Origin of the sequence: Paraburkholderia sp. A1BS-2L (assembly GCF_051125205.1) — a bacterium.
Classification (GTDB): Bacteria; Pseudomonadota; Gammaproteobacteria; order Burkholderiales; family Burkholderiaceae; genus Paraburkholderia.
Window position 1 is genome coordinate 2,094,886 of the sequence record NZ_CP120429.1, and the last position, 23,099, is coordinate 2,117,984.

Sequence of the window (23,099 nt, forward strand, 5' to 3'; positions counted from 1 at the left end):
GCTCATCGGAAATCAGCCGGGCTCGGCGGCGGTGTGTTCGCGCGCCGCCGGCTCGTGATAGCCCAGTCGCGCCGAGATCGCCGCGCCCGCGCGTTTGAGCAGCGCGACGTAATGCGGTTTCGTATCGGCACCGCAGCGCATGGTCGGAAACGAAATCGACAGCCCTGCGGCGGCACGCCCGAACCGGTCGAACACTGGCACGGCGAGACACTGCAAGCCTTCCTCCTGTTCTTCGTTATCCTCACCAAAGCCTTGCTCGCGCACGTGCGGAAGAATGCTCAGCACCGCATCGGCACAAGAAAGCGTTTTCTGCGTCGACTTCCGGAATTCCACGTGCGAGAGGGTTTCCGCTGCCTCCTTGGGGTCCATCCAGGCGAGCAGCACCTTGCCGATCGCGGTGCTGTGCAGCGGATTGCGCCGGCCGATGCGCGATTGCATGCGCAGCCCGTAGTCGGCATCGATCTTGTGGATGTAGATGATCGCGTCCTCGTCGAACGCGCCCAAATGCACGGCTTCGCGCGTCATGGCCGCGATGCGGCGCATCTCGATGTCCGCTTCGCGCACGAGATCCACGCTCTCCAGCGCCTGCGCGCCGAGTTCGAAGAGGCGGATCGTCAGGCGGTAGCGGTCCGTTTCCACCTCTTGGGCGACATAGCCGAGTGCCTTCAAGGTTTGCAGCACCCGGTGCACCGTGGTCTTCGAGAGCGCGAGCCGTTGCGAAAGCTCGCTGATGCCGATCGGCCCGCGTTCGCCGAGCGCGCCGAGAATGGCAAAGACGCGACCGATCGACGAGGCCGATTCGCCTTTCTCGCCGCCGGCGTCGAGTTCGTTCATTGCGCCCGTCGTATTGCTGTGCGCACGCGCCGTGGCGCGCTCGCCTTGCTCGCTGCGTCGGCCTTTGCCCGTTGCTGCCATTGTTCCTGGTCCGTGTCGATGGGTGGTGCGTCAAGCATACCGCGTCCCGCGCCCGCTAGCGGGTCAGCCAACCGCCGTCCACCGCGAGCGTATGTCCGTGCACGTAGTCCGACGCGTTCGAAGCGAGAAATACCACTGGCCCCGCGAGGTCTGCGCTCGTGCCCCAGCGGCCAGCCGGAATTCGTCCGATGATTGCCTCGTTGCGCTCAGCATCTTCGCGCAGTGCCGTGGTGTTGGCGGTGGCCATGTAGCCTGGCGCGATCGCGTTCACGTTGATGCCGCGAGGCGCCCATTCGTTCGCGAGCAGGCGCGTGAGGCCGAGCACGCCGCTCTTGGCGGCCGTGTAAGAAGCCACGCGGACGCCTCCCTGAAACGACAGCATGGAAGCGATGTTGATGATCTTGCCGCCGCTTTGCTGCTTGACGAACTGACGTGCAGCGGCCTGGGCGAGGAAGAACACGCTCTTGAGGTTGACGTCCATGACGGCATCCCAGTCGTCTGGCGCGAACTCCAGTGCGTCGCAGCGGCGGATGATGCCGGCGTTGTTCACGAGCACATCGATGCGCCCGCAGGCTTCGAGCGCGGCCCGCACGATGTCCTCGACAGGCGCGATGGAGGCGAGGTCGTCACGCACGTCGATGAAGCGGCGTCCGGTTGCTGCCACGCTCGCCGGCGTGTTTCCCGGCCCGCGCCGGCTCACGCCGACGATATCGCAACCCGCCTGTGCGAGTGCGGTGGCCATGCCGGCGCCGAGGCCGGCGTTGCAGCCGGTGACGATCGCGACCTTGCCGCTGAGGTCGAATGGATTGACGGTGCTGAATACCATGGGCTCGGTGCCTTGCGAAAGACGATGCGGCGGACGAAAGTTTTCCTGATTTCCGATGAGAAAGCGTGCGTGCGATCAGCGCAGATCGCGCACGCCGATATGGTCCATGTCGCTGAATACCTGGTTTTCGCCGGCCATCCCCCAGATGAACGTATAGGCGCGCGTGCCGACACCCGAGTGAATCGACCAGCTCGGCGAAATCACGGCCTGTTCGTCGTGCACGATCAGGTGCCGCGTTTCACGCGGCTCGCCCATCATGTGAAACACAGCTGCGTCGTCGGCGAGGTTGAAATAGAAATACACTTCCATGCGCCGCTCGTGCGTGTGGCACGGCATGGTGTTCCAGAGGTTGCCGGGTTCTAGCTTCGTCACGCCCATTGAGAGCTGGCATGTGGACAGAACTTCCGGCACGAGGAATTTGTAGATCGTGCGCCGGTTGCTCGTGGCGCGGTCGCCCAGCATCTGCGGCGACGCTTGTGCAAGCGTGATCGTGCGGGTGGGGTGCGTTTCGTGCGCAGGCACGCAGTTCAGATAAAACTTCGCCGGGCGCGCGGCTTCGTCGCTGCCGAAGGCGAGATTCCGCGCGCCTTTGCCGATATAGATCGCTTCCTCGTTGCGCACGGCGTGGCGCGCGCCGTCCACGTCCACCCAGCCATTCCCGCCGATATTGATCGCGCCCAGTTCGCGCCGCTCCAGCAGATGGCCCACACCGATCGACTGGCCGAGCGACGCTGGCACTTCCACGGCGCGTGTGACGGGAAACGCTCCGCCAACGATGATGCGATCGACATGGCTGTAGGTGAGGCGCAACGCGTCGCGCTCGAAAACCCGCTCGATGAGAAATGCCTTGCGCAGTCCTTCGGTGTCCAGCGTCCTTGCATATTCGCTGTTGATGCTTTGTCGCACTTCCATGCAGGCTCTCCGTTGAATGGAAAGGCGCGCTCGCGCCCGATTGGATTGACTATAGTGCAGATCTAAATTTTCGGAACATCGGTCCGAAACTGTTCGCTGCCATAGCGAGCAAGCAAGCAGCCCAGATAATGGGAAAATCCAATAAATACGCGGGCATACGTTGACGAAAGCTGCATGAGAAACCGGAACGGTGTTCCTTTTACGCTGCTATTCTTTTCTCGAAGGGAGCATCTCGACCACAAGCCGGACGCCATGCACTTGAGTGCCGATCCGGCGAAGCGATGTGAAGTTCAAGGAGGAGGCATGAAGCTGAAGAAGGCCATCGATCGCATACCGGGCGGCCTGATGCTGGTGCCGTTGCTGCTCGGCGCCTGTGTTCACACGTTCGCGCCCGGCGCCGGCAAGTACTTTGGTTCATTCACCAATGGATTGATCGCGGGAACCGTGCCGATTCTCGCGGTCTGGTTCTTCTGCATGGGCGCGACCATCGACCTGCGCGCAACCGGCACAGTGCTGCGCAAATCGGGCACGCTGCACGTGACGAAGATGGCAGTGGCGTGGGTCGCCACGCTGATTGCAGCGCGCTTCATTCCGGTGGATGGCGTCAAGGCCGGTCTTTTCGCGGGGCTATCGGTGCTCGCGATCACGACTTCGATGGATATGACCAACGGCGGTCTTTATGCCGCCGTCATGCAGCAGTACGGCACCAAGGAAGAGGCGGGCGCGTTCGTGCTCATGTCGATCGAATCGGGGCCGCTCGTCAGCATGATCATTCTCGGCGCAACGGGCGTGGCGTTCTTCGAACCGAGGCTCTTCGTGGGCGCGGTGCTGCCATTCGTCGTGGGCTTCGTGCTTGGCAACCTCGATCACGAGTTGCGCGACCTGTTCGGCCGTTGCGTGCATCCGCTGATTCCGTTTTTCGGTTTCGCGCTCGGCAACGGCATCGATCTCAACGTGATCGTGAAGAGTGGCTTTGCGGGCGTGGTGCTCGGGCTTGGCGTGATCGTCGTGACGGGCATTCCGCTGATTTTCGCCGACCGCTGGATCGCGGGCGGCAACGGGGCGGCGGGACTCGCGGCGTCGTCCACGGCAGGCGCCGCAGTGGCGAATCCCGCGATCATCGGCGAAATGATTCCCCGCTTCAAGCCGCTCGTGCCCGCGGCCACGGCAATGGTCGCTACCGCGTGTCTGGTCACGGCAATACTCGTGCCCATTCTCACGGCCCTCTGGGTGCGCAGGAGGAGTGCGCGAGACGCCTTGCGCGAGGAATTCATGGGGCCGGCGGTGCCGCCGATCGCGGGGCACGATGCACATGTTTAGGTGCACGAACTAATGCGCTAGCACGCTAACGCATTCATGTACTGCCGCGCGCCGCGCGCGAAATCCTCGTGCGCGGCGCGTTCGTCTATCACCGATGCTCGGTGACGAACTTGGTCACGAGATACGCTTCCATGGCTTCAGTGCCGCCTTCCGAGCCATAGCCCGAGTCCTTCACGCCGCCGAACGGCACCTCGGGCAGGGCGAGCCCATGGTGGTTGATGGACAGCATGCCCGTCTCGATGTCTTCCGAAAGCGCCGCCGAGGTCGCGCTCGAGCGCGTATAGGCATACGCGGCGAGGCCGTAGGGCAGGCGGTTCGCTTCCGCCACGGCGTCTTCGTAGCGCGAGAAACGCGTCACGGGCGCGAGCGGGCCGAACGGCTCTTCATTCATGATGCGCGCGGAGAGCGGCACATCGGTCAGCACGGTGGGCGCGAAGAAGTAGCCTTCGCGGCCCACGCGCTCGCCGCCGGTCAGCACCTTTGCGCCGTGCTCGCGCGCGTCGGCCACGAGGCGCTCCATGGCGGCAAGGCGCCGGTCGTTCGCGAGCGGACCCATCTGCACGCCTTCGGCGAGGCCGTTGCCCACCTTGATGGCCTTGGTGGCCGCCACGAAGTGCTTGAGGAACTCGTCGTACGCGGCGTCTTCAATCATGAAGCGCGTGGGCGAAATGCATACCTGGCCCGCGTTGCGGAACTTGGCTCCTGCGAGCAGCTTCGCGGCGCGCGGGATATCCGCGTCGGCGAACACGAGGGCGGGTGCATGGCCGCCGAGCTCCATCGTCGCGCGCTTCATGTGCTCGCCGGCCTTGGAGGCCAGCAGCTTGCCCACGGGCGTGGAGCCCGTGAAAGAGATTTTGCGGATGGCCGGGTGCGCGATCAGATACGACGACACTTCCGAAGGCACGCCGAACACGAGATTGAGCGCGCCCTGGGGCAGGCCCGCGTCGATGAACACCTGCACCAGCGCCGCGCAGCTCGCGGGCGTTTCTTCCGGTCCCTTGAGCACGACGGTGCAGCCCGATGCGAGCGCGGCCGATACCTTGCGCACCGCCTGATTGAGCGGGAAGTTCCAGGGCGTGAAGCAGGCGACCGGGCCCACGGGTTCGCGCGTGACGATCTGGCGGACCGCGTCGGTGCGGGAGGGCACCACGCGGCCGTAGGTGCGGCGGCCTTCTTCGGCGAACCAGTCGATGACGTCGGCGCCCGCGAGCGTTTCGCCCTTTGCTTCGACTAGCGGCTTGCCTTGCTCGCGCGTCATGATCGCAGCGATGTCGCCGGCGCGCTCGCGCAGGATATCGGCGGCGCGGCGCATCAGCTTGCTGCGTTCGAGCGGCGAGACTTTGCGCCAGGTGGCGAAGGCGCGTGCGGCGGCGGAAGCGGCGTCCGAGAGGTCCTGCTCGCTGGCGAGGCTCAGGCGGCCGATCTCCGCCTCGGTGGCGGGGTCGATCACGGCAATCGTCTTTGCGCCGGCGCGCCACGCGCCATCGACGTAAATCTGGGTATCCGGATAAGGCTTCACGCTGGAACTCATGATCGAACAATCCTCTTCAACGGTGCAACGGTGGGAAGCGGGCGCCGCGCACGGCAACGCGGAAGGCGCCGTGGCCGGGAACTGCCTGAGAGCCGTCCATTCTGCCATCGCCGCGCGCATTCTGCAGTCTCGTGTCCCCCCGGACCGCGGGCATTCTGCCCTGCGCCAGTTCGATAGCGTGACGCAAGCGACAGCGGGCCTTGCTCGACCGCCGCTTCATTTGAGTCGACGCAAACCCGTGGAATGACTCAGACGCTATGCTTGCGGCCGGCATGCATATTCGCGCACCGGCACAGATGTATTTGCGGTTCGAGTGCGAATCTTTACAGTAGCGCCGATTAATTAAATACGTGCTCGCGTGCCTGAGACTTGCCCGAATGCATTGGTGATGAAATTCACGAAACGGAAGTAAAGTTACACTGTTGTTCCGCGGCACAAACGACTATTCAGGGGTTGAAGCTCAACGTTGCGAAATCGGCCTGCCAGGCCAATTAAAGGAGAAGAAGCGTGACGCAAAAGTTTACCAGGTTGGCACTTGCCGCTGCGATTGCTGGCGCATTATGTGCTTCGGGAGGTGCCGCAATGGCGGCATCGAAGGCGGCATCAAAGGCAAACGCACCGTCTGCCGCGCATAAGCCGGATCCGGCGGCAATCGATGCGCTGGTCAAAATGAACAATTACTTGCAAACCGTCAAGCAATTCGCTCTCGATGTCGATTCGACGACGGACCAGATCATGGTCGATGGTCCGACGACGCAACTGATCCAGATGTCGCACAACACGAAGATGACCGTGAGCCGCCCCGATTCCCTCAAGGCGGATATCGTTGGCGGCGCGCCCGGCAACAGCCGCCACGCGATTTATGACGGCAAGACCTTCACGCTCTATACGGAGCCGGCCAACTATTACGCAACGGTCCCCGCGCCGTCGACGATCAAGGAACTGATCGGCGATCTCGAGTCCAGGTATGGCGTTGAATTGCCGCTGAACGACATCTTCTCGCTGGGCGCGGATCCGGCAGCCTTTGCCGATGTGATTTCAGCGGTATATGTAGGCGACGAAGTGGTAAGCGGAAATACCTGTTCGCATTACGCTTATCATCAAAAGCATATCGATTGGCAAATCTGGATTCAGAAAGGCGAGCAGCCGCTGCCATGCAAGTTGAATATCGTGACGTCGGCGGACAAGGAGCGACCCCAATATACGGCTGTGTATCGCTGGAATCTCAAACCCGAGATCACGCCGGCGACATTTAAATTCAAGCCACCTGAAAATGCACATCAGATCAAATTTGTGCAATCCAGCGCCGCCCAATAATATTTTCATACAGGGATCACCATGCACTCGAAAAAATTCTTGATGACAGCGGTCGCCGCGCTGTTAGCGGCGGGAGTGGCAACGACCGCCGGCGCGTTTCAGACTCGAGGCGGCGCGCGGACATCGGTGAGCGGGGCTAACGGAGGAGGCGCGAATCCGGCCAATGTCCAGACCCGGCAAGAGAACCGCACCGCGCGCTCGGCCGATCGCCAGAACACCATGCAGCAAACCAGTGCGAACCGGGCCAACGCGGCGACGAACATCAGCAACAACCGCGCGAATGTCGCGAACAACGTCAGCAATAACCGGGCCAATGTCGCCAATAACTACAACGACAACCACAACAGCTGGTACAACGACCATCCGGTGGCAACGGCGGCTGCCGTGACCACGGCGGTGGTCGGCACAGCGGCCGTGATCGGTTCCATCGTCCACACTTTGCCGCCTAGTTGCTCGGCCATGACCGTCAACGGCGTGACGTACCAGCAATGCGGCTCGACGTGGTATCAGCCGCAATACTCGGGCACTACGGTGCAATACGTGGTGGTCAACGCGCCGCCGCACTAAGGAGCGCGCGGGCGCCTGTGCCTGAACCGTGTCGCCCCGGCAGGGCATCAGGGGGCGACGCCGGTTGCGGGCATGGGCACGCCCGCGAGCACGTCGGCGGCGCGGTGCGGCTGCGCAACCTGGTCGACGATGAACACCTCGCCGCTCGAGTGCTGCGTGCGCAACGGCAAGATGGCCTGATAGGCTTGCGAGCAATACCACGCTCGTGCGCGCTTGCGGTCGTCGAATTCGATCACGATCAGATTGCCCCTGAACTTTCCTTCGAGCCGCTCCACGGGGCCGCCGTGGATGATGAAGCGCCCGCCGAACGGCGCGAGCGTGGCGTCGATCTTCTCCAGATATTCGACGATATCGGCGCACAGTTCGGTCTGGTGCAGATGGGCGATGGCGTAGGCGGTCATGATGTCCTCGCGGAGGCTGGGAAATGGGTGGGAGCTGCTTGCGAGAATAGGGCGGCGCGCGAGGCGAATCGATTACCTCTGGGGTAATGCAAAAAAGTGCTTGCAAATGCCTGGGGAAAACCCTAGAATGGTCTGGTCTCCTCCATGTCTCCTCCTGATATGGATTTAGCCCGCCTGCTCAGGCGGGCTTTTTCTTTTCCGGCGTTGGAAATGCGCCTCTCTCGTGTCCGGTCCGGACCTGTCCCCATTCACTTGCGGTCAAGCTTCGAGCGTAAAATTGACTCATCGGCGTCCCAGCCGGGACGCCCAGGCGCTCAACGCAGCACTCAAGCCCCAATGAAATCGTCTCCCGCGCAAGACCCGAACAAGCGCAAGCAGCCGCCCACCTGGGTGCTCAACACGCTAACCGTGCTCGTTGGGTTGCTCACGCTCGCCGTAGGCCTGGGCTGGCTGATCTACAGCTGGGAAGTCGACCGGGAGATGCCTTATTTCGCGATCCCGCTCGTGCTGTGCGTGCCGGTGATCGCGGCCGTGGCGTTCCGCAATATCTGGGACTGACGCAAGCGGGCCGGGTGCGGGTGGCGCTACCGGCCGAAGAGCTCCACGCACGCCTGCCGCACGCGCTCGACCGGCGCGTGCCATGTTTCGTCGACGGACTGGCGGAACAGCCGCACCGTCTGCGGATACCACGGCGAATCCTCGCGTGCGTGAAGCCAGCGCCAGTCGACGTCGCGGCGCGGCAGCATCACCCAGCAGGGCGTGCCGAGCGAGGCGGCCAGATGGGCCGTCGAAGTGTCCACGCAGATCAGCAGATCGAGCTGCGAGACGATAGCGGCCGTATCCACGAAATCGGCAATTTCTCCCCCCAGGTGCAGGATCGGCCGCTGCGCTTCATTCGCCTCGTCCGCTTCGTTTTCTCCCGCGCCTTTTTGCAGGCTCACGAATTTCAGCCCCGGCACGCTCCAGAGCGGCGCGAGCACCGCGAGCGAGGGAATCGAACGATGCGTGTCGTTGTGATGCTGCGGATTGCCTTTCCACACGAGCCCGATACGCGGGCCGGCGCCGAGTGTCGCGAGGCGCCCCCCCCATTTGCGTACGAGCCCGGAGTCGAGCACGAAGCGGGTGGGCGGCGGCGTCGTGTCGAGGGTGGTGGCGAGATGCAGCGGCAGGCTCAGCGGACTCGCCCAGTAGTCGAACCCGGCGGCGCGCGCGACGGCTTCGGCGTGAGTGAGCACGGCGTCGATGCCTTCGACGCCCGCGAGCACGCGATGCAGGGCGTCGACGCAGCCGAACGCCACCCGCGTCGCGCCGCGTGCCTTGACGAGGCGCGCGTAGCGGGCGAACTGGAGCATGTCGCCGAGGCCGTCTTCCTGCCACAGCAGCAGCGATTTGCCGGCCAGCGGCTGGCCTTGCCAATGCGCGCAGCTGAGCATCCCGCGCGAGGCGAAATGCACGAAGCCGGTGTTTTCGTAGCGCCGTTCGTAGAGGCGCCAGCCTTCCTCGTAGCGGCCCATGGCGATGAGCAGCGTGGCGAGGCGAAACATGGCATCGCCGTAAGCCGGTGCGAGTGCAATTGCGCGGCGATATGCGGCTTCGGCTTCTTCCAGCGCGCCCAGCTCCTTCAGGACGCCGCCCAGATTGAAATGGGCTTGCGCGAGATGGGCGTCGCATTCGAGCGCCTGCCGAAGTGTCGCGAGCGCTTCGGGCAGACGGCCTAGCGTGCCCAGCATGCAGCCGAGATTGTTGAGCGTTTGCGCGTGCGCCGGGGCGAGCCGCAGGGCCGTGCGCCAGGCCGTTTCGGCTTCGGGGTAGCGTTCGAGCTGTTGCAGCGCGACGCCGAGGTTGTAATGCGCTTCGACATGGTCGGGGCGCAACGCGAGCGCTTGCCGATAAAGCCGCTCGGCTTCGGGCTGGCGCTTGAGTTCCGTGAGCACGCAGCCGAGGTTGTTGAGCGCATCGACATAGTCGGGCCGTATCTGGATCGCGAGGCGGCATGCGAGCTCCGCCTCGACGAGCCGGCCGAGCGACTTGAGCAGCGCGCCGTAGTTGTTCAGCGCCTCGGGGTATTGCGGCTCGGCGAGCAGGGCCTGACGCCAGGCCTCTTCCGCGGCTTCGAGTTGGCCGCGCTCGCGCAGCAGCGTGCCGAGATTGTTGTGCGCGCGCGCATGGCGCGGGTTGTGCTCGAGCGCCGCGCGCCAGGACGCTTCGGCTTCGTCGCGGCGGCCCGCGTCGTGCAGGACCACGCCGAGGTTGTAATGCGCGTCCACGTGCCCCGGCTCGCGCGCGAGCGCCATGCGGCAGGCAAGCTCAGCTTCCTGCGTGCGCCCGAGCCGATGCAGCACGATGCCGAGATTGCTGTGCGCATCCGCGTTATGGGGGGCCACGGCGGTCAGTTGCCGCCAGACCATTTCGGCGGCAGCCCACTGGCCGAGCGCGGTGAGCATCGCGGCCAAGCCGTGCCAGGCATCGACGAACGCGGGCTTTGCGTCGATGCAGCGCTGCCACAGCGCATGCGCGGCATCGGTCTTGCCGGCGCCCAGTGCGCATAGCGCCGCGAGATGGAGCGTGTCGGCGAGATCCGCGTCGTCCGCGCGCGCGCGGTCGCCGACGAGCGGCGCGAGCATGGCGAGCGCTTCGCAGAAGCGGCCTTGCGCGCTCAGTGCGCTCGCTTCCTGCTGGCGGTCGGCGTGGAGGGGCGAGTCGGTGGGCGTCGGGGTCACGGTGGGCTGAGAAACAGAATGGGATGCTCCGAGCTTACGGCAGGCGGTGCGCGGGCAACGGCGCGATTAGAGCGGGACGGACCGGCCTGTTCGGGGAATCGCGTGCTTGCGGCTGCCTGCGGTTGGCTGCGATTGCCTGCGGCTGATCGCAATGGCCACCACACACAAGGTCGGCTCGGTGCCTTCCTCCACTACGGCAATGCCGAGTGTGACGGGACAGCGCAGGCCATTGAGCTTGATATCGTCAGCCAGTTCTGCGAGTTCATCGTCACTGTGCATCGGGAACATCGCAAAGCGCGGGCGTGGCCGGGAGGATGTATCACGAGCGCTACTGGCATGCGCGCGAGTTCGAGACCATCGAGACGCTGCGCGGCATCGTCGCGCAGGCCGGGCAGTCGCTCACGACCGCGTCGGTGGCGTGGGTGCTGGCCAATCCGCTCGTGACGTCGGTGCTCATTGGCGCGAGCCGGCCCGAGCAGCTTGACGCGTCGATCGCAGCAGTCGACCTCGCACTCGATCCCGCGCTGAAAACGCAACTCGACGAGGCGAGCGCTGCGTATCGTCTGGGCGATGCCGCGCGCTAAGCCGGCATTGATAATCCATAAATGATTTGCGATCCGAAATAAATCGTGGATGCAGAGAAGGGGCGCTTTGTGCGCCCCTTGCTTCATTACCGCAACGCCCGGACGGCCTTCAGGGTATCAGCACCTGACGCCCCACCACCTTCCCTTGCGCAAGCGCTTCGAGCGCCGCGTTGATTTCGCCGAGTGGCCGACTCGACACCGGTGAGGGCTGCATCTTGCCCTCGCGCATCAGTGCGACCAGCTCGCGCAATTCGGGCAGCGTGCCCACATAGCTGCCCTCGATCTTCAGCGGCCGCATGGGGATGATCGGCAGCGAGAGCGTGATGTCGCCGCCCATCAGCCCGACGATCACCACATGCCCGCCGCGCGTGCACGCATCGAGCGCGAGCTTCACCGTGGGCGTCGCGCCCACGAGGTCGAGCACGGCGCGCGCGCCGCCGCCGGTGGCCTTGACGACCTGCTCGACGGCGTCGGGTGCGCGCGCATCGATGACGGCAAGCGCCCCTTCCTTGAGCGCGGCCTCGCGCTTGGCGGCGTCCACGTCCACCACGATCGCGCCTTTCGCGCCCAGCGCCTTCAGCACCTCGATGGCCATCATGCCGAGCCCGCCCGCACCGATGATCACGACCGGCTCGTCATGAATGCGCGCGCCGAACTTCTTGATTGCCGAGTACGTGGTCACGCCCGCGCATGCGAGCGGCGCGGCCTTCACCGGGTCGAGGCCGCCGAGATCGACCAGATAGCGCGGATGCGGCACGATCACGTAATCGGCAAAGCCGCCGTCGCGCATCACGCCGAGCGACTGCGGCTTCGTGCAGATGTTTTCCTCGCCGCGCAGGCAGGCCACGCATTGCCCGCAGCCGATCCACGGATGCACCACCGCCATCGTACCGGTCTTCACGTCGCCGGCCTCGGGGCCGGCGCTCACCACTTCACCGCATATTTCATGACTCATCGTGAGCGGCAGTTTGATGCCGCGGTCGGCGAGCGAGAGCTTCTTGCCGCCGCCCAGGTCGTAGTAGCCCTCCCAGATGTGCAGGTCTGAATGGCAGAGTCCCGCGGCTTTCACGCGCACAAGCACTTCGGTGCCCGTGGGTTGTGGCGTTTCACGCTGCACGAGTTCTAGCGGCTGGCCATGGTGGGTCACGCAATAACAACGCATCTGCATGGATGTCTCCGTTGGAGTGGTGTGAGGCGATGTCGATTGGCTTCCATCATAACGGATCTGCAAATAATTCGTCCGGTCGTTCGATTTTATGGGAAGGCCGTCAGGCGCGCGCAGATGGGCGGTTAAACAGTTCGTATAACGTATTAAGTGTGAAGTGAGGGGTGCTACGACCGAAGCCGAACATCGCATCGAAAGAATTCGAAAATAGCCTGAATCAGGGACCTATCGTGTCGGATTGATTGCATGGCTAACGATAACCGTTTATCCTGTAGCCATGTTCGATCAGTGTCTTTACTTCAATACGTCGGCGCTCGCGCGGCGGCTGGAACGGGAATGGTCCGAGGCCTTCGAGCCTTTTGGCCTGACGCCGCCGCAAGGTTTCATGCTGCGCGCGGTGCTCGAGCGGCCCGGCTCGCTGCAGCGCGAACTCGCGGATCTGCTCTCGATTGCGCGGCCCACGGCCACGCGCGTGCTCGACGGGCTCGAGGCGCGCGGCTACGTGGCGCGCCAGCGCACTGCCGGCGACCAGCGCGAGGTGGCGATCGTGCCTACCGCACAGGCGACCTCGATACGCGAGGCGCTCAATCACGCGAGCGCGCAGGTCACCGGCCGCATCAAGCGCTCGCTGGGCGGCGAGGCCTTCGTGGATACCGTGAGCCGGTTACGCACGGTGCGCGCGACGCTCGGCTGACGCGCCGCGCACATCATGGGTTGGGGAGTTTCAACATGCGGCGCATGGCTGCTTTCTGTATTTCGACGTGGCTCGCTGCCGCAATTCTGTATCTGGGCCGCCATTCGGTGCCGATGATGGCGCTAAGCGGCGTGGTGGTGTTTGCGGGGCTCGATCTGTGCCGCCCCGACCGCGCGGGCGCGGAGGGCGCACAAGCGCGCGACGATGGCGAGCGGCACGGGCGTTCGTGACGCACCGGATCTTCCCAGGATGTTCAATCCAACCTCATCGGTAATTGGCGCCAGCATGTCAGCTGCTACCCAAGCCGAGTTCTTTTTGCGGGTTTCCTTGGCCACGTATCAGCGTGCATAACGTCCGAGGGCCGTTCAGTAGTTCACGCTCATCCACAATGAGGTAGAGGCTCGTCAATATTCGGGGGCAGGGACCCGATTACGATGTTGAACCCGGTCGCACTGCGGCCACAGGTTCAAAATCCATGAGCACGCGCGTTCCTCCTGTACCCACAGCATCGCCAGCACCCGCCTATACCCCGCTGAACTGGGCCTTTCCATTCACGCCGTCCGGCAATGGTGGCGCCACCGATCCGATGACGTACATGAAGGCGCTGGCGAAGGCCGGGGACGGTTTCTATCCGCTTGGCGTCAGCGGAATATGGCACGGCGGCGTGCACTTCGACCGCAACACCGCCGCGATGCTCAAGCAGGATGAAGGCGTGCGCGCCATCGCCGACGGCGAGATCGTGGCCTACCGGCTAGACAGTAAGTATTCCGAACAGATCTGGCGCGACAATCGCAAGGCACTCTACTCGACGGGCTTTGTGCTGATCCGTCACAGGCTGCCGCTGCCGCCGGCGTCTGGTGCCACGGGCAAGCCCGCGTCGGACGAAACGCTGACGTTCTTCAGCCTGTACATGCACCTGATGGACTGGAACAGCTATCAGGCCGCGAAGAAACAACCTGATCCGGCCACACCGCACCTGGAGCCGATGCCGTTCTGGGAAGGCGAGCGCTACTACCGCGTGGGCGACAGGTCGAACGACATGCAAACGCTGCCGAAGCCAAAGCCGCCGCAGCCCGTGCCGGTGGACATCGCGAACCGGGACCTGCTTGGCGAATTCATCGATGCGGATTTCGTCGTTCCACCCCAGCCGCCCGTAGTCCAGCCGGTTGACAACACGCCGCCCCCCGCGCCCGTGAAGGGCATCCACTTCGCGACCTGGCGAATGGCAGAATCATCGGCATCCTGCCCCGTGGCGCTGAACTCCTGCTGTCCGAATCGGACCCGAGACATCCCGGCTGGCGAAAGATCAAGGCGCTCAGAAGCGGCGAGCCGGTCGCCCCGATTGCCGGCCAGCGGGTATCGGAGCATGCACGGTGGAGCTGGGTGTATGCGAAGGAACTCGATGCGGTTCTCGATCCGAAACCACTCGATACGGTGGTGGTGCTGAAACAGCCGTATCCCGTGAAGGCCGGCGACGTGGTGGGCCAGATGGGCCACTACGTGCGTTACACGGAAGCGAAGCTGCTGCCCCCGAAGCCGACCCGGCCGCTGCTGCATCTCGAGGTATTCGCGGGCCCGGAATTGCCGGCGTTCATCGAAAAGAGCCGCGCACGCGCAAAAGCGTTGCCGGCGGTGAAGACGTTTCTGGAGATTTCGCCCGGTGCGCGACTCGTCATGGAGATCCCCGGGCCGGACCGGACGCTGCCCCAGAGCGCAGGTGGCCTGAAGCTCGTGCCGGTGGGCAAGGCGGCGGGTTCGCGCTGGGTCAGGGTCCAGCCGAAGACGGTGACGATGCCCGCACGTGGAGGACACCGTGGCCAGCGCCCAACCCCGACGCTGACGAACGCCGGTTCCCCGGTGTGGGTGGAAGCCCAACTCGCGAACACAACGGCAACCGGTGTCGTAAAGGGATGGTCGGATTTCCCGCTGAATATCTCCAATGCGAAAGGCCCGGGCGCGGACTTCCGCGACGTATTCCGGCGCACCGATCTGGACCGGCTGGGCGCAGGTAATGTCGCCGTCGACGACAAGGGGCTGCACTGGTGGAACATCACGATCGGGACGAAGGATGGCTCAACCCTGCAAGGCTGGGTGTGCGAGGCACATCATCCGCTCGCGCGCCTGTGTGGCCAGTGGGACTGGCCGGGGTTCGAACTCGTCGACAACATCAGCTTCAGACCGGTCGACCTGTTCAAACGGCACCTCCATGTCACGGACCAGTATCTGGCCGACGAGGACAAGACGGCGTTCGAGCCGAGCGCGCTGAAGGTGAATGCCGGCGATCTGATCGTCAAATTGGAGAAAGCGATCGATGCGAACCACGACGGCAAGGTGACGGCATACGAGTTGCAGCAGGCGCGGGAAACCCCGTGGATGGCCGAAGCGATCACGCATCTGGTGGTGCGCTCGGAAACCGAATGGGGCGGCGGGATGGGCAAATGGGAAGAGATGTCGCCGCTGATGAAGAATCTGCTGTGGCTGTGGCAGTCCGAGATAGAGCGGATCGGGAAACTGCAGTGGTGGGAGCAGGTGACTTCCGTCGAGGGATTTCCGCAAGAGCCGACGCCGTGGCATTTTCATCCGGTGGGGGTGGTGGGGAGTTTTGTGTGTAACTGCAATTGCATCAATATCGATGCGTTTTTGCAGGCCTACGAGGCTCAACATACCTCGTTTGAATCGGGTACGCATCCGCTGGATGCTACGTCGAAAGAACATCTGAGAATCCTCATTCAGGGCATCCTTGATTACTACAAAAAATACCAGAGTGGCAAATGCAACATTCCTTACATTGCCTATACGCTGGCTACCGCTCGACTTGAAACAAAGAAATACCACAAAGACCTGAAGATGTTCATTTACTTCGAACCTACATCTGAGAGCAGCGCAGGGAAAGAGCAGTGAGCAACGGCAATACGGAACAAGGTGATGGTTACAAATACCGTGGCCGAGGATATGTTCAGGTTACATGGAAGAACTCATATCGGGCCGTTGGAAAAAGGGTGGATGTCGACTTGGTCAACAATCCCGATCGTATGCAAGAGCCAGCCATCGCAGCCTGGGCAACCGTATACGGTATGGAAACGGGGCTTTTCACCGGTAGGAAGTTGTCTGACTACGTGAGCGACGAAAAGCAGGATTACTACAACGCAAGGAAAATCATCAACGGCCACGATCAAGCAGAAACGATTGCAGATTTTGCTGTTCGATTCAAAAAAATACTCGAGTCAACGAAATGCTGAGAAGCTTGGTAGTTATATTGATGATGGTCGTCACGTCCGGGTTGGTTTCGGCAGAAACACTTGTCGTTGATATCGGCCATGATGGTCACGCCGATAAGGCGATCGTGTCTCAGCAGGGGCATGCGGGCACGGTGGCGATTTATGAAGACGCGAAGCTGGTGGGGAAATTCGATAATTTGATTGTCGACCAGCCTGCGCTGTCTTCAAACGTGATCACCCTGACGGGTGGTGGTCTGGCCATCGAAATAGATTCAGACGGGTCGCGAAACAAATTTCACATGATTGCGCCTATCAGAAAAGCTGACGGACGTTTTTACGTTGATTGCATATATAAATCCATATATGACTCCGTAGACGAAACGATATCCGTTGGGACTTCCTGCGCAAAGCTGGACCTGGGCAAGTTGGATGTCTCCTCGGCCATCAACGACAACGGATTAAAGCACTATGGTGCAGATCATGTGTGGCTGAAAGAAATCCCTGCTGCAACTTGCTCGAACGCGGTTGGGTTTGAGTACAGCAACTATCGAATCGCCAGATGTGCTGCAGATGGTGCGTCCGACACGCGGAAGCAAAAGATTGTGGCTTATGACAAGCAGGGCAAGACACTGTTTTCCGTCGCTGGCTATGAACTGATTCCTGGAGCAGATGGCAAGCGCTTCTTGCTGACTGGCGACCTGCAGGCGAAAACAGTAGTGTTTGAAGGAAATTTTGACTGCTTCGCTCAAGATACAATTCCTACTAGTGATATTTCCGGTAAGGCACGGGTGGCTCACAGGCTCAACATCAATTTCACGCTGGGCAGCGTTGGTGGCTGTCTGATCGGCCACTACTCATATGCAGGAAGGGGCGAAGATATTGTTCTCAGGGGATTAAAGCGGGACGGTCTGACCTATTTGCTGGAATTGGGTGCGAACAACGTTTCGACCGGGATGTTTGTGCTTGATAGATTGGACAGCGGCGCCCGCGGCGGATGGATTAGCGTCCCCCCAAGGCGTTATTTTCCCGTCGATTGAGTCCGGACTGCTGCGTCAATTCAGGTCGCGATGGCAAGCACTGTATTTGATCCGAAGGGGGGGTGTCAGAATTTCCGTGTTCAAGGCGGGGTTGAGAATCACACGGATGGTCGAACGAATCGATCCGCGTAGAGGATAGCGAATTGGTTCATGGCTGTCTTCCAGTCGTGAGCCGCACGGCCCCAGTCAGCGGTGATGTTGCGCAGTGCCAGCCAGATCAGTTTTGTTGCCGCATCATCGCTCGGGAAGTGGCCTCGGGACTTGATGATCTTGCGTAACTGCGAATTGATATTCTCGATGGCGTTCGTCGTGTAGATCACCTTGCGCACGCCCGGCGGGAACGCAAAGAACGGAATCACGCGATCCCAGGCGCGGCGCCACGCAGCACTGACCGGCGGGAACTTCTGGCCCCAAGGACCTTCGGCAAACGCCTCCAGTTCGGCCTGTGCCGCTTCTGCGCTTGGCGCGGTGTAGATCGGGCGGATCGCGGCGGCCAGCGATCTGCGATCTTTCCAGCTCGCGTAATCAAGGCTGTTGCGGATCAGATGCACGATGCAGGTTTGCAGGGTGGTCGCCGGGAACACAGCCGCGAGCGCTTCGGGCATGCCCTTGAGGCCGTCGGTGACAGCAATCAGGATGTCGCCCACGCCACGCGTTTTCAGATCGTTGAACACCTTCATCCAGAACTTCGCGCCCTCGGTGTTCTCGATCCACAGGCCCAGGATGTCGCGTGTGCCGTCGGGCAGAATGCCCAGCGCCAGATAGACGGCCTTGTTGCGCACGACGGCATCCTCGCGGATCTTCACGCGCAGCGCGTCGAAGAACACGACCGGATACATCGGCTCAAGCGGTCGGGCCTGCCATGCGGTGACTTCGCTCATCACCTCGTCGGTGACCGAACTGATGAACTCGGGCGAGACCTCGGTAGCGTATTGCTCTTGCAGGAAACCCTGAATCTCGCGCACGGTCATGCCTCGGGCATACATGGCGACGATCTTGTCGTCGAAGCCCGTAAAGCGTCGCTCATGTTTGGGAATCAGCAGCGGCTCGAAGCTGCCGTCACGGTCGCGCGGCACCTCGATGCGGATCGGGCCGTCTTCGGTCAGAACCGTTTTGGCACCACGCCCGTTGCGCTGGTTCGTCACGCTCGCCGGTTTGGCAGCGCCTGGCGCGTAGCCGAGGTGGTGATTGAGCTCGCCGCCCAGCGCGCGCTCGATCAGCGCCTTCTTGAGGGCGAGCGTCGCGGCGTTGATGGCTTCGGCCGTCATCGGGCCGTTGCCGAATTGCTCCAGCAGTTCAGCGGGAATCGCCGGCAGCTCTACCGGCGGGGTTTTTGGTTTGCGAGGCATAGGTTCTCCAGGGGAGCATCATATGCCTTGAACACGAAATTAATGACAGGCCCTCCGAAGGAGGTATATCGTGCCCCAACTCGACATGCCTGAACCGCCTCACACGATTCCATCCTCGAAAAAGCCATAGGATTTCGTTCGCTAATCAGCGGCACAGGACACTCTCTCAAAACAAACTCAAGCCTCCTCAGCCCACGACATCCCCTCGCGCGCCAGCAGCGCCGACGAAGCCGCCGGCCCGAAAGTCCCCGCGGTATAAATGCGCGGACGGTCGTTGAGCTCCTTCCAGCCATCGAGAATCGGCTCCACCCAGCTCCAGGCGGCTTCCAGTTCGTCGCGGCGCATGAAGTGCGTGAGGCGCCCGCGAATCACGTCGACGAGCAGGCGCTCATAGGCTTCCGCGCGGCGCTCGGGAATGGCCTGCTGCAAATCCAGATTCAGGCTCACCGGCAGCATGTTCATGCCGCTGCCCGGCTCTTTTGCGAGCATCTGCAACTGGATCGACTCCTCGGGCTGAAGCTGGATCACGAGGCGGTTGCCGTAGTTGCGCGGCCCGCTCGGGAAGATCGAGAAGGGCAGGTCGGCGAATTCGATCACGATCTCCGACTGGCGCTTTTGCATGCGCTTGCCGGTGCGCAGGAAGAACGGCACGTTGGCCCAGCGCCAGTTGTTGATGTGCGCGCGCAGCGCCACGAAGGTTTCCGCCTTGCTGCCCGCCGGCACGTTGTCTTCCTCGAGGTAGCCGATTACCGGCTGGCCGTCCACGGCGCCCGCCGCGTATTGGCCGCGCACCGTGTCGCGCGCAATGTCGGCCACCGACATCGGCCGCAGCGAGCGCAGCACCTTGAGCTTTTCGTCGCGCACGGCGTCCGGGTCGAGCGAGACGGGCGGCTCCATCGCCACGATGCACAGCAGTTGCAGCAGGTGGTTCTGCACCATGTCGCGCAGCGCGCCGGTGTGGTCGTAGAAGCCCGCGCGGCTGCCCACGCCCACCGTTTCCGCCACCGTGATCTGCACGCTGCGGATATAGGGCGCTTGCCACAGCGGCCCGAAGATCGGGTTGCCGAAGCGCAGCACCATCAGGTTCTGCACCGTTTCCTTGCCCAGATAGTGGTCGATCCGGTAGATCTGCGACTCCGCGAAGTGGCGGCCCACCGAGGCATTGATCTCCTGGGCCGAAGCGAGATCGTGGCCGAGCGGTTTCTCCAGCACGACGCGCGAATGCTTGTCGAGCAGATGCGCGCTCGAGAGGTTGTCGCAGATCGTCGTGAACAGCTCGGGCGACGTCGAGAGATAGAACACGCGTAGCGCGTGCTTGCGCGAGGCCTCGGCGAGGCGTTCGTAATCGCCGGGTGCGTTCACGTCGATGATCACGTACTGGAACAGATCCAGGTAGCGGCCCCAGGCCTGTTCATCGAAGGCCTTGGCGTCGATGAACGGGCGCGACTGTTCTTCCATGAACGCGCGGTAATCGTCGATGCTCCAGTTCTTGCGGCCCACGGCGATGATGCGCGTGTCGGGCGGCAGGTTGCCGTGCAGGTGCGCCATGTAGAGCGCGGGGAGCAGTTTGCGCGCGGCCAGGTCGCCTCCGCCGCCGAAGATGATCATGTCGACAGGCAGTTCGGGCGCGGCGTGGTGCTGATTCGTCATGGCGGGTCGCTCGGTTGTGGCGCGGTGAAAAAGGCTAATGTTGCATGGTTTCGCGCGAGTTTGCACGTTCGATGCGGACTTTTGCGCAAGCATTGGCAGACCGACCGCGCGGTCGGCGAACGATGGTTCGCGCGCGCACGTGCAATGCCTGCTTGATGCGTTGCTTCACGCGAGGCTTCACATGATGCATTGCGCGTTGCTTCACGCGTTTCGTCACGCGAGCCCCGGCACCTTCATGCCGAAGGTCTGCGCCAGCAGCAGCGCATTGAGCGCGAGCACGGCCGCCGCGCCTAGCACCGCGAGCCACGCGAGCGCCGGGCCGCTGCGCCAGACGCCCATGATGTCGCGCCGGCTCGTGAACCAGACCAGCGCGGCCATCGGAAACGGCAGCGCGAAACTCAGCACCACCTGGCTCGCGACGAGCGCCTCGGTGGCGTTCACGCCGAGGCCCACCACCGCGAAGCTCGGCGCCATCGTCACCACGCGGCGCAGCCACAGCGGAATCTGGAAGCCCACGAAACCCTGCATGATCATCTGGCCCGCGAGGGTGCCCACCACCGAGCTCGACAGACCCGAGGCGATCAGCGAAACGAGAAAAATGCTGGCCGCCGCCATGCCGAAGAGCGGCGCGAGCGTGTGCCAGGCGGTGCCGATTTCGGCGACGTCGGCGTGGCCCAGGTGGAAGGCCGCCGCCGCCATGATGACCATCGCCATGTTGATGAGCCCGGCAAACGACAGCGCGATCGCGACCTCGATGTTCGAGAAGCGCAACAGGCGCGTGCATTGGTGCGCGTTGCGCGGGCGCACGCGCGCCTGGGTGAGCCCGGAGTGCAGAAACAGCGCATGCGGCATGACCGTCGCGCCCACGATGCCCACGGCAATCGTCACGGCCTGCGCGTCGGGCAGGCGTGGCGCGGCCAGATGTCCGAACACGCCGCGCCAGTCGACGGGCGCGATGAACAGCTCCAGCAGATAGCACAGGCCGATCACGCCCACGAGCGAGCCGATCACGAGTTCGAGCGGCCGAAAGCCCGCGCGCTCGAAGAGCAGCAGGCCGTAGGTGAGGAGCGCGGTGACGGCCATGCCTGCGATGAGCGGCAGATGCAGCAGGAGCGCGAGCCCGATCGCGCCGCCGAGGAATTCGGCGAGATCGGTGGCCATGGCGGCGATCTCGCTCACGATCCACATGAGCCAGACGAGCGGCGCGGGCAGGTGCGCGCGGCACAGTTGCGCGAGATTGCAGCCGGTGACGATGCCGAGCTTCGCGGAGAGCGTCTGGAACAGCATGGCGACGAGATTCGCGAGCAGCACGACCCACAGCAGCGCATACCCGTAGCGCGCGCCAGCCTGGATATTGGTCGCGAAGTTGCCCGGGTCCATGTAGGCCACCGAGACGATCACGGCCGGCCCCGCGAGCGGCAGCAGCAGCGCGGCGCCGCGCCGGCGGCCGTCGAGCGCCTCGCGCACCTTGCGAGCCGTGCGATCGGAGAGTCCGCCCTGCGGCTCATGCAGGCTGTCTTCGCGGGTGCGATGGAGCATGAACACCTCGTCGAGAGTAATGAGCCCGTCGTTCAGGGGCCAAAACACCGCCCAAAGCAACGGGCGGCCGATGAAAAGTCCTTAAAAAAAAGCCGTTGCGCGGCCCGCGCGCGTCATCGCAAAACCACCCTGGTGCGTTAAGGTAATGTCGTGTGCGCCGGTTTCGCTGCACGCTGGTTTGTGTGGATTCCTGGGTGGATTCGATCGGGATTTCAACTGGCTTTCGCCCGCTTTGCGGCGCGCCAGTATCTATCTCAGCACAAACCGGCGCCGCGCGTGCTTTCACCGGTTTATTCCCGCCGGCTTACTTCCTTACGAAATGCCCCACTTCCCGATTTTTACCCCTACCAGGAACCGCGTTGCAGCGGCGGTGTTCCTTGGCTCGCTCGCCTTCAGCGCACTCGCCCATGCAGGCGGGAACAGCAACGACAAGATCATCGTGCTCGACTCGGGCGAAGCGAAGCTCTCGCTCATCGACCAGAATAGCCGCAGCGTGGTGGGCACCGAGCCCACCGGCAAGGAGCCGCATCACCTGATGATCACGCCCGATGGCCAGTCGCTCATCGTGGCCGATTCGGTCTCGAACGACCTGATGTTCCTCGACCCGCACACCGGCAAGGTGCAGCGCCGCGTGGAGGGCATCGAAGACCCGTATCAGCTCGGCTTCTCGCCCGATCACAAATGGTTCGTCACGGCGGGCCTGCGTCTGGACCGCGTCGACATCTACGGCTACAACGGCCATGACGTCTCGCTCGTGAAGCGCATTCCGCTTGGGAAAACGCCCAGCCACATCAACTTCACCTCGGATAGCCGACTCGCGTTCGTGACGCTGCAGGACACCGGCGAAGTGGCCGCGATCGACCTGGCCACCCAGAGCGTGCTGTGGAAGCTGCCCGTGGGCAAGACGCCCGCCGGCCTGTGGATGACGCCCGGCGACAAGTACCTGCTGGTCGGCATGACGGGCGAGGACGATGTGGCCGTGGTGGACTGGCGCAACCGCACGGTCGTGAAGCGCATCCAGACCGGGCGCGGCGCGCACAACTTCCGCAATCTCGACGACGGCAAGCACGTGGCCGTGTCGAATCGCGTGGAAAGCACCATCAGCATTCTCGACTACACCACGCTCTCCAAGGTCGCCGACATCACGGGCCTGCGTCCCGGCCCCGACGACATGCAACTGTCCGCCGACAAGCGTTACCTGTGGGTCACGTTCCGCTTCGCGCGCCACGTGGGCATCATCGACCTCACGACGAACAAGCTGATCGACACGATTCCCGTGGGCCGCTCGCCGCACGGTATCTACTTCGCGAACAGCGCGCCCGTGTACGCGCCGAACCCGGATTGACGAGCGAGG

Annotated in this window: 21 protein-coding genes and 1 pseudogene; 11 read left to right on the top strand and 11 right to left on the bottom strand. The window is 63.1% G+C overall.

Annotated features, from left to right (window positions below; genetic code table 11):
- Positions 1–12 precede the first annotated feature (12 nt).
- From kdgR to kduI, 3 genes are all read right to left on the bottom strand, one after another.
- Positions 13–915: a DNA-binding transcriptional regulator KdgR gene (gene kdgR, locus P5W98_RS24270; RefSeq protein ID WP_421025583.1), complete on the bottom strand. Its 903-nt coding sequence runs from the start codon at positions 913–915 to the stop codon at positions 13–15.
- Positions 916–970: 55 nt separating this feature from the next.
- Complete coding sequence (gene kduD / locus P5W98_RS24275) at positions 971–1,741, bottom strand: 2-dehydro-3-deoxy-D-gluconate 5-dehydrogenase KduD (protein WP_421025582.1); 771 nt, start codon at positions 1,739–1,741, stop codon at positions 971–973.
- Positions 1,742–1,816: 75 nt separating this feature from the next.
- Positions 1,817–2,653, bottom strand: a complete 837-nt coding sequence (gene kduI / locus P5W98_RS24280) for a 5-dehydro-4-deoxy-D-glucuronate isomerase (protein ID WP_421025581.1) — start codon at positions 2,651–2,653, stop codon at positions 1,817–1,819.
- Between the two features lie 303 nt (positions 2,654–2,956).
- Between kduI and kdgT the strand changes: the two genes are divergently transcribed.
- The gene (gene kdgT / locus P5W98_RS24285; RefSeq protein WP_421025580.1) at positions 2,957–3,973 is read left to right on the top strand and encodes a 2-keto-3-deoxygluconate transporter; all 1,017 of its coding nucleotides are present in this window, start codon (positions 2,957–2,959) and stop codon (positions 3,971–3,973) included.
- 88 nt (positions 3,974–4,061) lie between these two features.
- On the opposite strand, the gene P5W98_RS24290 is transcribed toward kdgT, so the two are convergent.
- A complete protein-coding gene (locus P5W98_RS24290; RefSeq protein WP_421025579.1) occupies positions 4,062–5,504 on the bottom strand; it encodes an NAD-dependent succinate-semialdehyde dehydrogenase in 1,443 nt (480 codons plus the stop codon).
- A gap of 507 nt (positions 5,505–6,011) precedes the next feature.
- On the opposite strand from P5W98_RS24290, the gene P5W98_RS24295 reads away from it, so the two are divergent.
- Positions 6,012–6,821, top strand: coding sequence for a DUF2092 domain-containing protein (locus tag P5W98_RS24295; RefSeq protein ID WP_421025578.1), 810 nt, complete (start codon positions 6,012–6,014; stop codon positions 6,819–6,821).
- A 42-nt stretch (positions 6,822–6,863) separates the two neighbouring features.
- A complete protein-coding gene (locus P5W98_RS24300) occupies positions 6,864–7,388 on the top strand; it encodes a hypothetical protein (protein ID WP_421027014.1) in 525 nt (174 codons plus the stop codon).
- A 47-nt stretch (positions 7,389–7,435) separates the two neighbouring features.
- Here the strand turns inward: P5W98_RS24300 and P5W98_RS24305 are convergent, their stop codons facing one another.
- Positions 7,436–7,789: a DUF1330 domain-containing protein gene (locus P5W98_RS24305; RefSeq protein WP_421025577.1), complete on the bottom strand. Its 354-nt coding sequence runs from the start codon at positions 7,787–7,789 to the stop codon at positions 7,436–7,438.
- A gap of 336 nt (positions 7,790–8,125) precedes the next feature.
- Between P5W98_RS24305 and P5W98_RS24310 the strand changes: the two genes are divergently transcribed.
- Positions 8,126–8,347 carry a hypothetical protein gene (locus P5W98_RS24310; protein WP_421025576.1) on the top strand — a complete coding sequence of 74 codons (222 nt, stop codon included), beginning with the start codon at positions 8,126–8,128 and terminating at the stop codon, positions 8,345–8,347.
- Positions 8,348–8,373: 26 nt separating this feature from the next.
- Here the strand turns inward: P5W98_RS24310 and P5W98_RS24315 are convergent, their stop codons facing one another.
- Entirely contained in the window at positions 8,374–10,509 is a 2,136-nt protein-coding gene (locus tag P5W98_RS24315; protein ID WP_421025575.1) for a tetratricopeptide repeat protein, read from the bottom strand.
- A 66-nt stretch (positions 10,510–10,575) separates the two neighbouring features.
- A complete protein-coding gene (locus P5W98_RS24320) occupies positions 10,576–10,788 on the bottom strand; it encodes a hypothetical protein (RefSeq protein ID WP_421025574.1) in 213 nt (70 codons plus the stop codon).
- Positions 10,789–10,811: 23 nt separating this feature from the next.
- On the opposite strand from P5W98_RS24320, the gene P5W98_RS24325 reads away from it, so the two are divergent.
- On the top strand, positions 10,812–11,093 hold the full coding sequence (locus tag P5W98_RS24325; protein ID WP_421025573.1) for an aldo/keto reductase: 282 nt from the start codon (positions 10,812–10,814) through the stop codon (positions 11,091–11,093).
- Positions 11,094–11,202: 109 nt separating this feature from the next.
- On the opposite strand, the gene P5W98_RS24330 is transcribed toward P5W98_RS24325, so the two are convergent.
- Positions 11,203–12,255 carry an alcohol dehydrogenase gene (locus P5W98_RS24330; RefSeq protein ID WP_421027013.1) on the bottom strand — a complete coding sequence of 351 codons (1,053 nt, stop codon included), beginning with the start codon at positions 12,253–12,255 and terminating at the stop codon, positions 11,203–11,205.
- A gap of 280 nt (positions 12,256–12,535) precedes the next feature.
- Between P5W98_RS24330 and P5W98_RS24335 the strand changes: the two genes are divergently transcribed.
- The 5 genes and pseudogenes from P5W98_RS24335 to P5W98_RS24355 all read left to right on the top strand — a co-directional run bounded on the left by P5W98_RS24335 (position 12,536) and on the right by P5W98_RS24355 (position 17,207).
- Complete coding sequence (locus P5W98_RS24335; RefSeq protein WP_421025572.1) at positions 12,536–12,952, top strand: MarR family winged helix-turn-helix transcriptional regulator; 417 nt, start codon at positions 12,536–12,538, stop codon at positions 12,950–12,952.
- 35 nt (positions 12,953–12,987) lie between these two features.
- Positions 12,988–13,182 carry a hypothetical protein gene (locus tag P5W98_RS24340; RefSeq protein ID WP_421073366.1) on the top strand — a complete coding sequence of 65 codons (195 nt, stop codon included), beginning with the start codon at positions 12,988–12,990 and terminating at the stop codon, positions 13,180–13,182.
- A 245-nt stretch (positions 13,183–13,427) separates the two neighbouring features.
- Positions 13,428–15,556: pseudogene (locus tag P5W98_RS24345) on the top strand (hypothetical protein); the annotation flags it as partial.
- A 293-nt stretch (positions 15,557–15,849) separates the two neighbouring features.
- A complete protein-coding gene (locus P5W98_RS24350; protein ID WP_421025571.1) occupies positions 15,850–16,191 on the top strand; it encodes a glycoside hydrolase family 19 protein in 342 nt (113 codons plus the stop codon).
- Positions 16,185–17,207 (top strand): hypothetical protein, encoded by a 1,023-nt coding sequence (locus P5W98_RS24355; RefSeq protein WP_421025570.1) that lies wholly within the window; start codon positions 16,185–16,187, stop codon positions 17,205–17,207. The genes P5W98_RS24350 and P5W98_RS24355 overlap by 7 nt, the downstream gene beginning before the upstream one ends.
- A 98-nt stretch (positions 17,208–17,305) precedes the next feature.
- Here P5W98_RS24355 and P5W98_RS24360 read toward each other — a convergent pair whose 3' ends face one another.
- The 3 genes from P5W98_RS24360 to P5W98_RS24370 all read right to left on the bottom strand — a co-directional run bounded on the left by P5W98_RS24360 (position 17,306) and on the right by P5W98_RS24370 (position 21,745).
- Entirely contained in the window at positions 17,306–18,556 is a 1,251-nt protein-coding gene (locus tag P5W98_RS24360) for an IS256 family transposase (protein ID WP_421024726.1), read from the bottom strand.
- Positions 18,557–18,733: 177 nt separating this feature from the next.
- On the bottom strand, positions 18,734–20,206 hold the full coding sequence (zwf, locus tag P5W98_RS24365; protein ID WP_421025569.1) for a glucose-6-phosphate dehydrogenase: 1,473 nt from the start codon (positions 20,204–20,206) through the stop codon (positions 18,734–18,736).
- A 213-nt stretch (positions 20,207–20,419) separates the two neighbouring features.
- Positions 20,420–21,745: an Nramp family divalent metal transporter gene (locus P5W98_RS24370; RefSeq protein ID WP_421025568.1), complete on the bottom strand. Its 1,326-nt coding sequence runs from the start codon at positions 21,743–21,745 to the stop codon at positions 20,420–20,422.
- Between the two features lie 319 nt (positions 21,746–22,064).
- Between P5W98_RS24370 and P5W98_RS24375 the strand changes: the two genes are divergently transcribed.
- A complete protein-coding gene (locus tag P5W98_RS24375) occupies positions 22,065–23,090 on the top strand; it encodes a YncE family protein (protein ID WP_421025567.1) in 1,026 nt (341 codons plus the stop codon).
- Positions 23,091–23,099: the final 9 nt, after the last annotated feature.

What these genes read in the sequence shown, in the direction of transcription:
- kduI (WP_421025581.1), bottom strand. Translation starts at nt 2,653, where the DNA reads ATGGAAGTGCGACAAAGCATCAACAGCGAATATGCAAGGACGCTGGAC.
- P5W98_RS24330 (WP_421027013.1), bottom strand. Translation starts at nt 12,255, where the DNA reads ATGCGTTGTTATTGCGTGACCCACCATGGCCAGCCGCTAGAACTCGTG.
- P5W98_RS24300 (WP_421027014.1), top strand. Translation starts at nt 6,864, where the DNA reads ATGACAGCGGTCGCCGCGCTGTTAGCGGCGGGAGTGGCAACGACCGCC.
- P5W98_RS24355 (WP_421025570.1), top strand. Translation starts at nt 16,185, where the DNA reads ATGCTGAGAAGCTTGGTAGTTATATTGATGATGGTCGTCACGTCCGGG.
- P5W98_RS24370 (WP_421025568.1), bottom strand. Translation starts at nt 21,745, where the DNA reads ATGCTCCATCGCACCCGCGAAGACAGCCTGCATGAGCCGCAGGGCGGA.
- P5W98_RS24340 (WP_421073366.1), top strand. Translation starts at nt 12,988, where the DNA reads ATGCGGCGCATGGCTGCTTTCTGTATTTCGACGTGGCTCGCTGCCGCA.
- kdgR (WP_421025583.1), bottom strand. Translation starts at nt 915, where the DNA reads ATGGCAGCAACGGGCAAAGGCCGACGCAGCGAGCAAGGCGAGCGCGCC.
- P5W98_RS24335 (WP_421025572.1), top strand. Translation starts at nt 12,536, where the DNA reads ATGTTCGATCAGTGTCTTTACTTCAATACGTCGGCGCTCGCGCGGCGG.
- kdgT (WP_421025580.1), top strand. Translation starts at nt 2,957, where the DNA reads ATGAAGCTGAAGAAGGCCATCGATCGCATACCGGGCGGCCTGATGCTG.
- P5W98_RS24290 (WP_421025579.1), bottom strand. Translation starts at nt 5,504, where the DNA reads ATGAGTTCCAGCGTGAAGCCTTATCCGGATACCCAGATTTACGTCGAT.
- kduD (WP_421025582.1), bottom strand. Translation starts at nt 1,741, where the DNA reads ATGGTATTCAGCACCGTCAATCCATTCGACCTCAGCGGCAAGGTCGCG.
- zwf (WP_421025569.1), bottom strand. Translation starts at nt 20,206, where the DNA reads ATGACGAATCAGCACCACGCCGCGCCCGAACTGCCTGTCGACATGATC.
- P5W98_RS24305 (WP_421025577.1), bottom strand. Translation starts at nt 7,789, where the DNA reads ATGACCGCCTACGCCATCGCCCATCTGCACCAGACCGAACTGTGCGCC.
- P5W98_RS24375 (WP_421025567.1), top strand. Translation starts at nt 22,065, where the DNA reads ATGCCCCACTTCCCGATTTTTACCCCTACCAGGAACCGCGTTGCAGCG.
- P5W98_RS24360 (WP_421024726.1), bottom strand. Translation starts at nt 18,556, where the DNA reads ATGCCTCGCAAACCAAAAACCCCGCCGGTAGAGCTGCCGGCGATTCCC.
- P5W98_RS24310 (WP_421025576.1), top strand. Translation starts at nt 8,126, where the DNA reads ATGAAATCGTCTCCCGCGCAAGACCCGAACAAGCGCAAGCAGCCGCCC.
- P5W98_RS24320 (WP_421025574.1), bottom strand. Translation starts at nt 10,788, where the DNA reads ATGCACAGTGACGATGAACTCGCAGAACTGGCTGACGATATCAAGCTC.